The organism is Streptomyces sp. NBRC 110611 (genome assembly GCF_001590865.1).
Classification (GTDB): Bacteria; Actinomycetota; Actinomycetes; order Streptomycetales; family Streptomycetaceae; genus Streptomyces.
On the sequence record NZ_BBUY01000013.1, the window covers coordinates 90,359 to 105,820 of the forward strand.

The following is a 15,462-nucleotide window of genomic DNA, read 5'->3' on the forward strand; positions in this document are numbered from 1 at the left end:
CCGCGCGCGCCTCTGCCCCAGGGGGAGAGACGCCCGCGGGCCCACGAGCCGCGCAACGCGCGATCTCAGGTGTCGATGCGCGAGCGGTCCAGGGTGGACGCGGAGTTGGTGATGAACTCCCTGCGGGGGGCGACCTCGTTGCCCATGAGGAGATCGAAGGCCTTCTCCGCCGCTTCGAGATCGCTGATGTTGATGCGGCGCAGCGTGCGGTGCCGCGGGTCCATCGTCGTCTCGGCGAGCTGGTCGGCGTCCATCTCGCCCAGGCCCTTGTAGCGCTGGATGCTGTCCTTGTAGCGGATGTTCTTGGCCTCGAGCTCGAGCAGCGTCTGGCGCAGTTCGTTGTCCGAGTAGGTGTAGAGGTACTTCTCCTGGCCCCGCTTGGGGTTGATGAGTTCGACGCGGTGCAGCGGCGGGACCGCCGAGAAGACCCGGCCCTGTTCGACCATCGGCCGCATGTAGCGCTGGAAGAGGGTCAGCAGCAGGATGCGGATATGGGCGCCGTCGACATCCGCGTCGGCCAGGAAGATGACCTTGCCGTAGCGGGCCGCGTCGATGTCGAAGGTACGGCCCGAACCGGCCCCTATGACCTGGATGATGGCCCCGCACTCGGCGTTCTTGAGCATGTCCGAGACCGACGCCTTCTGGACGTTCAGGATCTTGCCGCGGATCGGCAGCAGCGCCTGGAACTCCGAATTCCGCGCCAGTTTGGCGGTGCCCAGCGCCGAGTCGCCCTCGACGATGAAGAGCTCGCTGCGGTCGACGTCGTCGCTGCGGCAGTCCGCCAGCTTGGCCGGCAGCGAGGACGACTCCAGTGCCGTCTTCCGCCGCTGCGCCTCCTTGTGCTGACGGGCCGCGATACGGGTACGGGCCGCGGCGACGACCTTCTCCAGGACGGCCCGCGCCTGCTGCTTGGCGTCCCGCTTCGTGGAGGTCAGGAAGGCCTTCAGCTCCCGGCTGACCACCTGGGCGACGATCCGGGAGGCGGCGGAGGTGCCGAGCACCTCCTTGGTCTGCCCCTCGAACTGTGGCTCGGCGAGCCGCACGGTCACCACGGCGGTGAGGCCCTCCATGGCGTCGTCCTTGACGATGTCGTCCTCGGCGACCCGCAGCAGCTTGCTCGACCGCAGCACCTCGTTGACGGTCTTGGTGACCGCGCGCTCGAAACCGGAGACATGGGTGCCGCCCTTGGGGGTGGCGATGATGTTGACGAACGACTTGACCGTGGCGTCGTAGCCGGTGCCCCAGCGCAGCGCGACGTCCACGCCCAGCTCCCGGGTGACCTCGGTCGGGGTCATGTGGCCGCGGTCGTCGAGAACCGGCACGGTCTCCTTGAACGCGCCCTGGCCGGTCAGCCGCAGCACATCGCACACGCCCTTGTCCTGCGCCAGGTACTCGCAGAACTCGCTGATCCCGCCGTCGTAGTGGAAGACCTCTTCCGTCTTGCCGGCGCCGTCGATCCCCCGCTCGTCACGGACCACCAGGGTCAGGCCCGGCACGAGGAAGGCCGTCTGGCGGGCGCGGGCGTACAGCGTGTCCAGGGAGAGCCTGGCGTCCTTGAGGAAGATCTGCCGGTCGGCCCAGAACCGCACCCGGGTGCCGGTCTTCGTCTTGGGGATCCGCTTGCCCTTGGTCAGGCCGCCGCCCGGCTTGAACGGGGCGTCGGGGCCCGCCTTCGTGAAGGCGCCCGGCACACCGCGGCGGAAACTGATCGAGTGCGTCTTGCTGCTGCGGTCCACCTCGACGTCGAGCCGCGCGGAGAGCGCGTTGACGACGGAGGCGCCGACGCCGTGCAGGCCGCCGGAGGCGGCGTACGAGCCGCCGCCGAACTTTCCGCCCGCGTGCAGCTTGGTCATCACGACCTCGACGCCGCTGAGGCCGGTCTTGGGCTCGACGTCCACCGGGATGCCGCGGCCGTTGTCCTGCACCTCCACCGAGCCGTCGTCGTGGAGGATCACCTCGATGTGGTCGCAGTAGCCGCCCAGCGCCTCGTCGACGGAGTTGTCGATGATCTCCCACAGGCAGTGCATCAGGCCACGGCTGTCCGTCGAGCCGATGTACATACCGGGACGCTTGCGAACGGCCTCCAGGCCCTCGAGGACGAGCAGATGCCGCGCGGTGTAGTTGGAACCGTCCCGGTCTGCCCCGGTCAGCACGGCGGTGGACGGCACGGACATCTCGGCGGTCACGCGGTTCGCTCCTCGCTGAATTTCTGGCAGTCCGCATTCCGCGGACTCGGTTGTGGCGGTGTCGCCGGTGAGAGGGTACCGAGGCCCAGTAGAGCCGATGTGACGCCACCCGTACGCATGCTCATGGTAGTAGCATTTCGCTCGCACGTTCGATACCTCGTTGGAGTGACGCCCTCGTGACGCACACATCACGTTCCCTTCGAGGCATGAACCATTTAGGCTCCGGGCACGTCCTCATCAACAACCGGCAAGCCAGCCGGGGGGACGGACCACCCACCAACGTGAATCAGACCACCACGCAATACGGCTCATTCGCCGCCACCCGGCAGCACCCGGCCCCTCGGAGAATTTTTTTCGAGGAAATGGCACGAGCGGGAACGTTTTCGGCCTGGTTGGATGTTGACCCTGGTACGACAGCTCGTCGAGCTAGAGAAGAGGCGACGTGACTACTGTTCTGACACCCGCGAGCCCGCTGACGGCCGCTGACCGCTGCGACCGCTGCGGCGCCCAGGCGTACCTGCGCGTCGTCCTGATGTCCGGCGGAGAACTGCTCTTCTGCGCCCACCATGGCCGCAAGTTCGAGCCAGAACTCAAGAAGATCGCCGCGGAAATACAGGACGAGACGGAGCGGCTGACCGCCTCCCCCTCGTCCACACCCGATGAGGAACGCTGACACTCCGCATCCACGACGAGCGAACAGCGGCCCAGCGCCGTGCGGCGGGCGGTCACCCGGCACCACCGGGGAGACCGCCCGCACTCATACGCCGATGCGCGCCGTCCTCGGTCCGGTCCGCCATTGATTGACCGATCCGCCATTGATCGATCGAAGTGCGCCGTCCGGCACCCCGCGCCCGCTCGGCGCCCCGCGCTCCCCCAGCCTCCCCTGTGTCCGTGCCCGGATCAGCCGGCCCCGTGTGCGGAGACCGCCGGCAGCAGCGCCGAGGCCCGCGTGTAGACCCCCGGGCTGCCCGCCTGGCCACAGCCGGTCCCCCAGGACACCAGCCCCACCAGACGCCCTCGTACGACCAGCGGCCCCCCGCTGTCCCCCTGGCAGGCGTCCCGGCCGCCCTCCGGCTCCCCGGCGCACAGCATCGACCTGGAGCGGTACGCGCCGTCCGCACTGCCCGGATAGGCCCGGGCGCACACGGCGTCGCGCAGCACGACGATGTGCGCCGCCCGCAGCCGCGTCGCATAGCTGCCCTCCCCGGTGGTGTCCCCCCAGCCGTAGACCGTGGCCCGGTTCCCCGGGCGATAGGCGGGGTCCTGCCGCCCCGCTATGGTGATGGGCCGGTTCGGGACGGGCTTGGGCAGCGTGAGGACCGCCATGTCGCCCTCGTTCGTCCAGCTGTCATAGCGCGGGTTCACCCATACCTTCGCGGGCTTGAGCTCCTGGCCGCCGGCGCCGGTCAGGTTGTCGCGTCCTATCACCACGCGCAGATCCCGCACCCGCTGCCAGGGGACGCCCAGCACCTCCTTGCTCAGGCAGTGCGCGGCCGTCACCACCGTCGCGTGCCCGACCAGCACACCACCACAGAACTGTCCGGAGCGCTGCGACCCGAAGCGCTCATGGGAGGCCAGCGCGACCGCCCAGGGGCTCTGTGACAGCGTGGTGGGCCGTCCCCCGATCACCGACTCGTCCGCGGCCGCCGGTGCCGGCAGAACGAGGGCCAGCGTGAGAGCTCCGAAGGCGGCACGTACGGTCGGGCGCATACGGACTCCTGACTCTGAGAGAACGTTCGCCAACCCAGCGTGAGCCAAACGGCCTTGCCGCGCACCCGGACGAGGCGCCCCGGTCCCTTCACACGCCGCGAGCCCGGTCCCTCCACAGGGGAGGAACCGGGCTCGTGGCGCGGTCCGGCCTGGCGGCCGGGTTTGGACTAGTCGAGGTAGTCGCGGAGCACCTGCGAACGGGACGGGTGACGCAGCTTCGACATCGTCTTCGACTCGATCTGACGGATCCGCTCACGCGTGACGCCGTAGACCTTGCCGATCTCGTCCAGCGTCTTGGGCTGGCCGTCGGTGAGGCCGAAGCGCATGGAGACCACGCCCGCCTCACGCTCGGAGAGGGTGTCGAGCACGGAGTGCAGCTGCTCCTGCAGGAGCGTGAAGCTGACCGCGTCGGCCGGGACGACCGCCTCGGAGTCCTCGATGAGGTCACCGAACTCGCTGTCGCCGTCCTCGCCCAGCGGGGTGTGCAGCGAGATCGGCTCACGGCCGTACTTCTGGACCTCGATGACCTTCTCGGGGGTCATGTCGAGTTCCTTGGCCAGCTCCTCCGGGGTGGGCTCGCGGCCCAGGTCCTGGAGCATCTGACGCTGGACGCGCGCCAGCTTGTTGATGACCTCGACCATGTGGACGGGGATACGGATCGTACGGGCCTGGTCGGCCATGGCGCGGGTGATGGCCTGACGGATCCACCACGTCGCGTAGGTCGAGAACTTGTAGCCCTTGGTGTAGTCGAACTTCTCGACCGCACGGATCAGGCCGAGGTTGCCCTCCTGGATCAGGTCCAGGAAGAGCATGCCGCGGCCGGTGTACCGCTTGGCGAGGGAGACGACCAGTCGGAGGTTGGCCTCCAGCAGGTGGTTCTTCGCCCGGCGGCCGTCCTCGGCGATGATCTCCAGCTCGCGCTTGAGCTTCGGCGCGAGCTTGTCGGAGTTCGCCAGCTTGTCCTCGGCGAACAGGCCGGCCTCGATGCGCTTGGCGAGCTCCACCTCCTGCTCGGCGTTGAGGAGCGGGACCTTGCCGATCTGCTTGAGGTAGTCCTTGACCGGGTCGGCCGTGGCGCCGGCCGCGGCGACCTGCTGCGCGGGGGCGTCGTCCTCGTCCTCGTCGGACAGGACGAAACCGGCGTTCTCCGCACCCTCGGGAGCCTCCGGGTCGCCCTTGCCGGGCACCGGGGTCTCCTCGGTCACGTCGTCGTCGAGCAGCTCGTCGACGTCCTTCTTGGACGTGGCCTTCTTGGCGGTGGCCTTCTTGGCCGTGGTCTTCTTCGCGGCCGCCTTCTTGGCGGTCGTGGTCTTCTTCGCCGCCGCCTTCTTCGCAGGCGCGGACTCGGACTCACCGGCCGACGGGTCCGCCACGGAGGCGGTGGCCGCGGCGGCGGTGGTCTTCTTGACCGTGGCGGTCTTGGCCGCGACGGTCTTGGTGGCGGTGCGCTTCGCCGGACTCTTCGCTGCGACGCTCTTGCGGGTGCGCTTGGGCGCCTCTGCGGCACTGACCATCAGCGTCACACCCTCCTCGTCGAGGATCTGGTTGAGGCTGCGCAGAACGTTCTTCCACTGGGTTGGCGGAATCTGGTCAGCCTCGAAGGCCCGACGCACGTCATCGCCGGCGATCTGCCCATCTGCCTTTCCCCGCTCGATGAGCGCCATCACAGACTCGGACTCGGCGATCTCCGGCGGGAGCGTACGGGATGTGCTGGCCGACACGAACAACCTCTCGGAACGATGGAAACGGCTTCCGACCCCGTCCTGTATGGATCGGAGCCGACGACCGCCGGTGGGGATGGACCGACGGCGCGGGGGCAACCGGGGAGTTGAACAGCGCCTCACACGCCGCTCGTATTCCCTCCTCGGCTATCACCTCTTAAGTCATCGCGCTTCCCGGAACAGCGTTACGCCCAATCTGCGTGGCCCGAGTCACACCCCATAACCACCCATTCCCTGTCATATGACATGCAATCCTCCCGGGGCCTGCCGCCGGATCCGGTCGACACCCCGGATCCGGCGATCATGCGCGCCTCCGCCGCGTACGGCGTGCCCCGCCCGAGGGGGACGCGGGGCACGGGGGCCGCGCGGCGCCTACGGTCCGTACGCGGTCGAGTACGGGCCTTCAGTGCTCGCGGGGCGCGGGGACGACGTGGTCCACGGGCGTCCCGGAGCCCTGGCCGGCGGTCTCGAGGTGGGCCGCGAGGAGCTGGCGCATCGCGGATTCGGCCGCCGCGGCGTCCCCGCCGCCGATGGCGTCGACGACCCTCATGTGCTGGCCCACGGACGTCTCGACCGGCCGTTCGCAGCCCCCGGACCCTCCGGAGACATGCAGGGCGGCGGAGACGATGCCCGAGAGGTGCTCGAGCATGCGGTTGCCGGCGAGCTGCAGCAGCAGCGAGTGGAACTCGGCGTCGGCCCGGGTGAAGGTCATGGTGTCGCCCTGGGCCGCGGAGTGGCCCATGATCTCGACCATGTCGGCGAGCCGCTGCTGGATGTCCTCGCGGCCGTGGCCGGCGGCGAGCCGGGCGGCCAGCGGCTCGATCGTCCAGCGCAGCTCGCACAGCTCGCGGCGCTGGTCGTCGCGCTGCGGACCGTAGGCCCGCCATTCGATGATGTCGGGGTCGAGGAGGTTCCAGTCGCTGACCGGGCGTACCCGGGTGCCCACGTTGGGGCGCGCGCTGACGAGACCCTTGGCCTCGAGAACGCGCAGCGACTCACGGACGACGGTGCGGGAGACCTCGAAGCGCTGGCCGATCTCCTCGGGGACGAGCGGACGGTCGGCGCCGAGATCGCCGGAGACGATCATCTGGCCGAGCTGCTGGACGAGTTGGCCGTGCAGGCCGCGGCCGCGGCTGCCGGCCGCGCGGCGGCCGACCCGGCCGATGTCCGTCTCGGAGCCTTCCCAGACCTGTGGAACGCGCTCGGCCCGGTCCGGACTGGCCGTGCTGTTCGCGTTCGCAGCGTTGGCAGCGTTGGCGTAGGGGTAGCGGTCAAGCTCGCCCGGGCCTGCGAGGCCGGTGTCGCCGGGGCGAGCCGCGGTCATCATGGTGTGCGCAAGGGTACTCACGCATCCTTTGTCGGCGGCACTCCGAACGCCCTTGAGGTCTTTGGTGAAAAGCACACGAAAGGGTGATCGCCCCCCATCCCCGAATTGACGCTTTATCGGAAAGAAATGCGCTCTCCACGGCGAGTTGCGGACAGCGGCCGGTACAACACAGCGACAAAACAGGCTTCTTACTCGGTCAGAACCCGCAGCCGCATAGCACAGCGGATGCATTTCCGCAGACCAGGGCCGGTGGGTCCCAAACTCCGGACAGAGCGGGCGAATTGGTCTACGGGCCGCCGCACGACCGAACTGTCACGGTCGAATCCAGAGGGGCACTTGACGGCCGCGGAACGGCCATGGAACAGCCGCGGAACGAGAAGCGGATGATCACGCGGAGGGCGGCCGCACATGGCCCGGAAGGCTCGCGGAACACCGGCGCCAACCCCTGTTGTTCCAGAACCGGGTACGGCGCATGACGCCACCCACGCGCCTCCCCGGCCATGGAACGCCATTTCCCGGAAGGGGAGTTACAGGAGGGGAGTCACGGGAAGGGGAAGCGGAGGTGGGTGAGGGGGGAGGGGGACGAGCGCGTCAGCGCCGGCGGCGCTCAGACCTCCGGGCGCAGCATCGGCGGATTGAGCAGCGTCGCCCCGCCGGCTCTGAACAGCTGGGCGGGCCGGCCGCCCTGGCGGGTCGTGGTGCCGCCCGTGGGCACCAGGAATCCGGGGGTGCCGGTCACCTTGCGGTGGAAGTTGCGGGGGTCCAGCGCGACGCCCCAGACCGCCTCGTAGACCCGCCGCAGCTCGCCGACGGTGAACTCCGGCGGGCAGAAGGCCGTGGCGAGCGAGGAGTACTCGATCTTCGAGCGGGCGCGCTCCACACCGTCACCGAGGATCCGCGCGTGGTCGAAGGCGAGCGGCGCCCCCAGCTCGCCCTCGCGGACCCGGGCGTCGCCCTGCTCCAGCAGGGTCTCCACCGGCGCCCAGCGTGCGCTGTGCGCGTCCCCGCCCGGTGTGGGAGCGGGCAGGTCGGGGGCGAGGACCAGGTGTGCGACGCTGACGACGCGCATCCGGGGGTCACGCTGGGGATCACCGTACGTCGCGAGCTGTTCGAGGTGGGCACCGTACGCGGGCGCCGGGCCCGTCGGGGACTGGGCGTGCAGGCCGGTCTCCTCGGCGAGCTCCCGGGCCGCGGCGGCCTCCAGATCCTCGTCGGCCCGGACGAATCCGCCGGGCAGCGCCCAGCGGCCCTGGAACGGCGGCTCACCACGGCGCACGGCCAGCGCGCACAGGGCGTGGCGGCGCACGGTGAGCACGACCAGGTCGACGGTGACAGCGAAGGGCGGGAAGGCCGACGGGTCGTAGGGAGGCATGCCGTGATCATAGTCGTCCGCCTGACGATAAACAGGCCACTCGACACCTCACGAACCCAGCTGCAGACCTTCCGCCGCGGCCTCCACCATGCCCAGGCCGAGCCTGCTGACCCGTACGGCGAACGGCTGCTCCGCGACGCTCAGGCCGGTGAGCTGTATCGCGCCGAGCGGGGCGGTGCCGAGCGGCCGCACGGAGACCGTCCCGGCCGGCACGTCGGGGCGCACACCGGCGAGCGCGACCAGTAGGTGCACCGCACCGGCCGCCGCCACCGCGGCCGGACGGCAGGCGGCCGGATGCGGGACCGGGGCGCCGTCGGCGGTGCGCTGCGCCCCCGCGTACATCTCCGGGAGCCGGTACCCGAAGCTCTCCGCAGCGTCGAGGACGCCCCTCGTCAGGGCACCGGCCGCCCGCTCGTGGCCGGCGGCGGCCAGGCCGGCGGCGGCGACCGCCGTCTCGTGGACACGGACCGCGCCGCTGCGATGACCGAAGGGGTTGTAGCCGGTCTCCCTGGCACCGAGCCCCCGCAGGCCCCACCCGGAGTCCATCGCCGGGCCGCCGAGCAGCCTGGCCAGCTGATCCGTCTGGGCCGCGTCCAGCAGCCCGGGACCGAGGGCACCACCGCCGAGCAGTCCGGTGTCCAGGAGATGGGCGGCGGTGGAGCCCAGGTGCGGTACCGGCCGCCCGTCGGCCGTGAGCAGGGCGGCGGGCCGGCCGCCCGCGCGGTCCTCGGCCCAGAAGTCCGAACGGAACCGGCTCCGCAGCTCAGCCGCCCACTCCCGGAGCTCCGCCCCGTCGGACAGCCCGTAGGTATCGAGGAGGTCGGCGCCCAGCAGGGCGGCCCGGTGGGCATGGGCCTGGGTTTCGCAGCGGTACGGCCCGTCGGGTGCGGGGTCCGGGACATAGCCGCCGCGGCCGCCGCCCGAGGCGTCGGCGGCGGTCCGCAGCCACCTCAGGCAGCGCTCCGCCGCCGGCATCAGCCGCTCGGTCTCCTGCTCGGGCAGACCCCAGCGGCGCGCCTCTGCGAGCACGGCGGGGAAGAGCAGGGTCGCTTCGACACCGGTACAGCTGGGCGGGGCGTGCGGTCCCGCGTCCCGGAGCGCCCCGGGGATTCGGCCGAAATCCACCCCTGGTGCGGCGCATTGGCTGCGGGCGAGCGCGCGGAGCGTGCCCGCGGCGAGCCGGGTGCCGAGCGGCAGCAGCATACGGGCGGTCCACAGGGCCTCGGCCGGCGCCGGACCGCAGCGCCAGGGGAAGCCGCCCGCGACGTACGCGTCCGCGGGAGCGGCCGGGTCCCGCAGCACCAGGCCGTACAGATCGTCGAGGCTGCCCGCCATGAGGGCGTCGGCCCGGTGGTCGTCACACTCCAGGCGGGCGGACGTCCAGGGCCGGGGTGGCCGGTCGGCGCGGGCCCGGGGTGCGAACACTCCGCCGCGCTGGCCGGGGATGTGGGTACCCCCGGAGTGGTGGTGGCCGCCCGAGGGGCAGCCGGCCGGCCCGCCGGGAGTGTGTTCCAGCCCGGCGTGCAGTTCGATGGTGCGCCGGCCACCGGGCGGCAGGTCCAGTTCCCAGCGGAGCAGCCCCGCCGAGGCCAGGGCGTCCTCGGGTGCGGGGCTCGCGGCCACCGTCGCGTGCACCCCCGGCCCGGACCAGCGGAGCCCGGAGCCGTGCACCACGGCCCGCAGTTCGGGCCCCGGGAGGCCGACCGCGACGGCGCCCAGCTCCGCGAGGTCCGTCCCCAGCCGGATCTCGACCGGCAGCCGGACGGGCCGGGCGGCGCTGCTGTGGAAGGTGATCCGTTCCGTGCCGTCGGCGCAGCGCAGGCGTTCCAGAGAGATCTCGGGGTCCGGCCCGCGCTCGCCGGTTCTGCGGACCGTTCCGACGAAGCGGGCACGGTCCGCTCCGGTCAACCGCCCTTGGACGACGAGCGGTTCACCTCCCGCTGCCCGCAGTTCGCAGTGGGACAGGACTCTTCGGCCGTCGCGGTAGAAGCCGTCCAGGCCGTGACCGGTCAGCTGCCCCGAGGCGGGTGACACGGCGAGGGCCGGGAGGGCGACACAGACCAGTGAATCGTGGACGGGCTGCGGCTGTGCGGCCCGGGCCGGCGCCGCACGCCGCTCCGCGGGTGGCCGGCCGACCGGTTGGACGGTGGGGACGATGCCTGGCACGCTCTGCGCTCCCTGGTGAGGTCGGGGGTCCGTACGGACTACGCCACTCAGGTGAACGCGCGGGCCGCCGCCCAGGTCACGCCGACCGCGCCGGGCCGGCGCGATCACCGCCGGCTCCGGTCGTCGCCCCGGCCGGCCCGACGCCGGCCGCGCCCGTCGGTGGTCCGCGCGCCTGGTCCGGTGCCGCCCCGTGGCCCGCGCGGACGGGCGGCGGCTCCGGGACGCACCGGCCCCGGCCGCCTCGTGGACCGCGAGGCGCCCTGGTCGGCGGGCGCGGATCCGGCGGACGCCGCCGAGCCGCCGGTGGTGCCGGCCGCTCCCCGGTGCTGCTCGCGCAGGCAGCGGCGCAACGGCTCCGGATCGAGGCCCTCGTTGATGGCGCGGTGCATCAGCCGGGCGAAGGTGTAGTCGGGATCGATGGCCAGCGCGCAGCCGAGAGCGACACGGGCGGAGGGGCCGTCCTCGGTGGACCAGCAGACCCACCCGGCCAGGGTGAGCGGTGCCACCGCGTGGTCGGCGTAGCTGCCGGCGCACCGACGGGCGAGGGCCCGCCAGAGCCGGAGGGCCGGTGCGGCGGCGGGGCCGTCCATCCACCCCGCGGCGCGGTCACGGGTGAGCCGGTCCTGGAGGCCGAGGATCAGGCCGGCGGCCTCGGCGTCGGTGATCAGCGCGTCGTCACAGGCGTCCCGGGCCCGGTTGCTGCCCGCGGGGGTGTCCTGCCGGAACCGGTGGATCATGGCGGAGGCCAGCTCGAGAGTCTCCTCTCGGACCACCACCGCGCTCGCCCCGCGGAGCATCCGCGGGAGGAGCCGGGCGGCCGCCGCGTCCAGCGCCTTCTCCTGGTCGGCAGCGCGCGGTCCGGTACGGGGCTTCAGCCTGGCCTCCATCTCCTTGAGCGAACCGCGGACCTGCATTCCCGCGTACGCGGCGGCCGCGGCCATCACCGAGGTGCCCGGTGCGACCATCGGCGTACCCTCCGCCGGGCAGCAGCGGAAGTCAGGGCAACAGTAGGACCAGAAGCGGCCGTTGGAGAGGCACAGGGCCTCCAGGACGGGGACGTCGAGCGCGCCGCACGCGATGCGCAGCCTCTGGGCCAGGGGGCGCAGCCGGTCCTTGACATCCTTGCCGCTCTCGCCCGCCGCGGGCTCCTGGCACAGGTAGACGACGATCGCCGAGGGCCGGGCGGCGCCCTCCTGACCGGCCGGGATCAGGCACTCGGCGAGTTCGTCCGCGATGTCCGGCCACTGCCCGGTGTCGGTCGGGATGCCGAGCCGGACCCGGCCGCCGAAGCGTCCGCGCTCGCCGTGCAGGGCGACCATCACGATCGAGTCGTCCGGGTAGAAGCCCATCAGGTAGGGGAGGGCGTCGGCGAGCTCGGCCGGGCCGCGCAGGGTGACCTGGGCCTCGGCGGGCGGGGCGGTCCGGTCGGCCGGTCCGCCGGGACGGACGGTACGTGCCGGGCCCGTGAAGTCAGAAGTGGGGTCAGAAGTGGCGTCAGCGGCGTTCGTGGAGTCCGGGGCGGTCGGGGAAGTCGAGGCAGTCGGGGAAGTCGGGGAGACCGGAGAGGCCGGGGACGTACAGGAGGACGAGGGGTCAGGGACGCGCGGGTCCAGGGCGGTCGGGTCCGGGGCGGTCGGCGGCGCCGGGGGCGGCGTCGCCACGGGGTCGGCGTCGGTGCCGTGCTTACGCGGTTCGCTCTTACGCGGTTCGCTGTGCGGATTCATGGCTCGAAGATCCCGCAGCCGGCCGTTGCACCGCGACCCCTGTGGATAACTCGCGGGTGACGAAGTTATCCACAACTCCCGGCGGTGGCTGGCGCGTTGTCAGTGGCTTCGGGTTGCGTGGGGGCTTGAGCGACAGGGGCGCTCGTCGCCGTCAGCCTGCCGCGGCGAGGACCAGCGGAAGAACCTGCCCGCTGCCCGCCTGGCGGAGCAGCCGGGCAGCGACCGCGAGGGACCAGCCGGAGTCGGTGTAGTCGTCCACGAGCAGGACGGGGCCCGGGGAGCCCTTCAGGGCGGCGGCCAGCTCCTCCGAGAGGGTGAAGGCCCCGGACAGCGTCCTGAGGCGTTGGGCGGAGTTGCTGCGCCGCGCCGCGTGCGCGCCGCCCGGCCCGGTGTACGTCAGGGTGCCCAGAAAGGGGAGCCGGCCGATGGCGGCGATTCCCCGGGCGAGGGAACCGACCAGCTGCGGGCGGGCCAGGGACGGCACGGCGACGACTCCCACCGGCCGGGCAGCGGCGTCCGGGAGGTTCGGTGCCCAGCCGCCCGGAGAGCGCGCCCAGTCGGCGAGGACCGCCACCGCGGCCCGCAGGACGTCGTCGGGGACCGGCCCGTCGGGCGCGTTCTCCGCCAGCAGCGGGCGCAGACGGTTGCCCCAGCCGATGTCCGAGAGCCGCCCCAGCGCACGCCCCGTGGAGCACTGCTCGCCGGCCGGGATACGCCCCTTGAGGTCGATGCCCAGCGCGGGCATCCCCGTCGGCCACATCCGGCGCGGCTCGACCTCCACTCCCGGGCGGTCCAGTTCCTTCGCCGCTCCCGTCAGTGTCTCCGCCGAAACAGCGGAATCGGCCCAGGCTCCGGCACAGTTGTCGCACCGGCCGCACGGGGCCGCGCCCTCGTCGTCCAGTTGCCGGCGGAGGAACTCCATCCGGCACCGGTCCGTGCTCGTGTAATCGCGCATGGCCTGCTGCTCGGCAGCCCGCTGCCGCGCCACCCAGGCATAGCGCTCGGCGTCGTACTCCCAGGCGGCCCCGGTCGCCGTCCAGCCGCCCTTCACCCGCTTGACCGCGCCATCGACATCCAGGACCTTCAGCATGGTCTCCAGCCGGCTGCGCCGGAGGTCCACCGTTGCCTCCAGGGCCGGCACGGACAGCGGCCGTCCCGCATCGGCGAGGGCCGAGAGGGTCTGCCGCACCTGCGCCTCGGGCGGGAAGGCGGTATCGGCGAAGTAGCGCCAGATGGCCTCGTCCTCCTTGCCGGGCAGCAGCAGCACATCGGCGTGGGCGACCCCGCGACCGGCGCGGCCGACCTGCTGGTAGTACGCGATCGGGGAGGACGGCGAGCCGAGATGGAGCACGAATCCCAGGTCCGGCTTGTCGAAGCCCATACCGAGCGCCGACGTCGCGACCAGTGCTTTGACCCTGTTGCCCAGCAGGTCGGCCTCGGCCTGCAGCCGGTCGGCGTTCTCCGTGCGCCCTGTATAGGAGCCCACCCGGAAGCCTCGCTGCCGCAGGAAGGCGGTGGCCTCCTCGGCCGCCGCCACCGTCAGCGTGTAGATGATCCCGGAGCCCGGCAGCTCGTCCAAGTGCTCGGCGAGCCAGGCCAGGCGGTGTGCGGCGTCCGGCAGCCGGACCACACCCAGCCGCAGGCTCTCCCGCTCCAGCGGGCCGCGCAGCACGAGGGCCTCACCGGCGCCGGTGCCCAACTGCTCGGCCACGTCCGCGGTGACCCGCGCGTTGGCGGTCGCGGTGGTGGCCAGCACCGGCACGCCGGGGGCGAGCTCGGCGAGCAGCGTCCGCAGCCGCCGGTAGTCCGGCCGGAAGTCGTGTCCCCAGTCGGAGATGCAGTGCGCCTCGTCGACCACCAGCAGACCGGTCGTGGCCGCGAGCCTGGGCAGCACCTGATCACGGAAATCCACGGAATTCAGACGTTCCGGACTTACCAGGAGGACGTCGGTCTCACCGCGCTCGACCTCCCCGTAGATGGCGTCCCACTCCTCCGGATTGGCCGAATTGATGGTGCGCGCCCGGATACCGGCCCGCTCCGCCGCCTCTACCTGGTTGCGCATCAGCGCCAGCAACGGCGAGACGATCACCGTCGGGCCGGAGCCGCGCCGGCGCAGCAGAGCGGTGGCGACGAAGTACACCGCCGATTTGCCCCAGCCCGTGCGCTGCACCACCAGGGCCCGGCGGCGCTCCTCCACCAGGGCCGCCACCGCGTGCCACTGGTCCTCCCGCAGCCGTGCCGACCCTCCCGGGTCACCGACGAGCTCGGAGAGGATGGCGTCGGCTTCGGTGCGGAGCTCCAGATCGTCCATGCCCCCATGCAACCCGATGGCGAGGACAATCAGCCACCTCACCCAACGTGACAGGAAGCTCGCGAAGGGTCCACGCGGTCAGCAGCCCTCCGCAGGACACCGCGGGGTGCACTCTCAAGGCCCGCCGGGACGACGGGGGTCGGTGTCGGCGTACTGGAGGGCGAACACCGCTTCGGTGGTGCGGCACAGTTCCTCCACCGCACGGCGCAGCGAGTGCCAGGACGCCGTCCACAGGAGGACTCCGACGAGCGCCGCGGGCCACCACCAGATGCCGACGAGCGTGAACGCGGCGCTCCACACCAGGGCCTCGCAGGCCCCCGCGTACGCGTCACGGGCATCGCTCAGCGCGACGCGGGACGCGTCCGGCACCGCGAGGAGCAGCCTGGTCCACGCCTCGGAGACGTCCGCCCCCGTCGCCCGGCCGACGCGTTCCTCCGCCGCACGGAGCCGATCGCCCGACCAGGTGGGGCAGCCGGGGCTGACCGACGCCGTGCGGGCCCTGCGTGCGTCGAGCCGGGCGGCGCGCCACTCCCGTCCCGCCGCGCGGGCCCGTACGGCTTCCACCCCGGCCTCCCTGGGAGGCACCCAGCGCCGGACCCGCCACCGGGTCAGCCGCCGTCCCAGCGGCGCGAGCCACCAGGGCCAGGCCCCGGAGACCAGCGCACCGACCGCGGCCGCCGCGAAGGGCACGGCGAACGCGGCCCCCGCCACCGCCACGGCGACGAGGACGAGTGTCGCCACGCCGTCCCCGGCGGCGGCGCCGCTCCACCGCAGAGCACCGGCGATCCGGTCGCGGGCGAGCCCGAGGTCGCCCCAGTGCCGCTGGCCGAGCTGGCCGCCTCCCACGACGGCGACCGCGACGAACAGCGTGGCGGGCAGCAGCCGGCGCAGGAACCACCGGTCGGGGATGCGCTTCTGGAGTTCGAGGAGGAGCCCCACCACCCG

The 15,462-nt window shown here is 72.3% G+C and carries 10 protein-coding genes; 1 reads left to right on the forward strand and 9 read right to left on the reverse strand.

Translation table 11 applies throughout. The features are described from left to right. Positions 1-65: 65 nt before the first annotated feature. On the reverse strand, positions 66-2,186 hold the full coding sequence (locus tag AZE13_RS23870) for a type IIA DNA topoisomerase subunit B (RefSeq protein WP_066935713.1): 2,121 nt from the start codon (positions 2,184-2,186) through the stop codon (positions 66-68). A 442-nt stretch (positions 2,187-2,628) separates the two neighbouring features. On the opposite strand from AZE13_RS23870, the gene AZE13_RS23875 reads away from it, so the two are divergent. After that, positions 2,629-2,859: a hypothetical protein gene (locus AZE13_RS23875; protein WP_066935715.1), complete on the forward strand. Its 231-nt coding sequence runs from the start codon at positions 2,629-2,631 to the stop codon at positions 2,857-2,859. A 227-nt stretch (positions 2,860-3,086) separates the two neighbouring features. On the opposite strand, the gene AZE13_RS23880 is transcribed toward AZE13_RS23875, so the two are convergent. The 8 genes from AZE13_RS23880 to AZE13_RS23915 all read right to left on the reverse strand — a co-directional run bounded on the left by AZE13_RS23880 (position 3,087) and on the right by AZE13_RS23915 (position 15,459). Further along, entirely contained in the window at positions 3,087-3,896 is an 810-nt protein-coding gene (locus AZE13_RS23880; protein ID WP_066935719.1) for a serine protease, read from the reverse strand. 167 nt (positions 3,897-4,063) lie between these two features. Beyond that, positions 4,064-5,623, reverse strand: coding sequence for an RNA polymerase sigma factor (locus AZE13_RS23885; protein WP_079124313.1), 1,560 nt, complete (start codon positions 5,621-5,623; stop codon positions 4,064-4,066). A gap of 397 nt (positions 5,624-6,020) precedes the next feature. Then, a complete protein-coding gene (locus tag AZE13_RS23890; protein WP_066935723.1) occupies positions 6,021-7,019 on the reverse strand; it encodes a FadR/GntR family transcriptional regulator in 999 nt (332 codons plus the stop codon). Positions 7,020-7,551: 532 nt separating this feature from the next. Next, positions 7,552-8,316 carry an NUDIX hydrolase gene (locus tag AZE13_RS23895; protein WP_066935729.1) on the reverse strand — a complete coding sequence of 255 codons (765 nt, stop codon included), beginning with the start codon at positions 8,314-8,316 and terminating at the stop codon, positions 7,552-7,554. 48 nt (positions 8,317-8,364) lie between these two features. Continuing rightward, a complete protein-coding gene (locus AZE13_RS23900; protein ID WP_398780208.1) occupies positions 8,365-10,482 on the reverse strand; it encodes a glycogen debranching N-terminal domain-containing protein in 2,118 nt (705 codons plus the stop codon). A 104-nt stretch (positions 10,483-10,586) separates the two neighbouring features. Next, positions 10,587-12,206: a DUF4192 domain-containing protein gene (locus AZE13_RS23905; RefSeq protein WP_079124314.1), complete on the reverse strand. Its 1,620-nt coding sequence runs from the start codon at positions 12,204-12,206 to the stop codon at positions 10,587-10,589. Between the two features lie 151 nt (positions 12,207-12,357). Next, positions 12,358-14,517, reverse strand: coding sequence for a RecQ family ATP-dependent DNA helicase (locus AZE13_RS23910; RefSeq protein WP_066935730.1), 2,160 nt, complete (start codon positions 14,515-14,517; stop codon positions 12,358-12,360). A gap of 114 nt (positions 14,518-14,631) precedes the next feature. Continuing rightward, positions 14,632-15,459, reverse strand: a complete 828-nt coding sequence (locus AZE13_RS23915; protein WP_066935732.1) for a hypothetical protein — start codon at positions 15,457-15,459, stop codon at positions 14,632-14,634. Positions 15,460-15,462: the final 3 nt, after the last annotated feature.

What these genes read in the sequence shown, in the direction of transcription:
- AZE13_RS23880 (WP_066935719.1), bottom strand. Translation starts at nt 3,896, where the DNA reads ATGCGCCCGACCGTACGTGCCGCCTTCGGAGCTCTCACGCTGGCCCTC.
- AZE13_RS23895 (WP_066935729.1), bottom strand. Translation starts at nt 8,316, where the DNA reads ATGCCTCCCTACGACCCGTCGGCCTTCCCGCCCTTCGCTGTCACCGTC.
- AZE13_RS23905 (WP_079124314.1), bottom strand. Translation starts at nt 12,206, where the DNA reads ATGAATCCGCACAGCGAACCGCGTAAGAGCGAACCGCGTAAGCACGGC.
- AZE13_RS23910 (WP_066935730.1), bottom strand. Translation starts at nt 14,517, where the DNA reads ATGGACGATCTGGAGCTCCGCACCGAAGCCGACGCCATCCTCTCCGAG.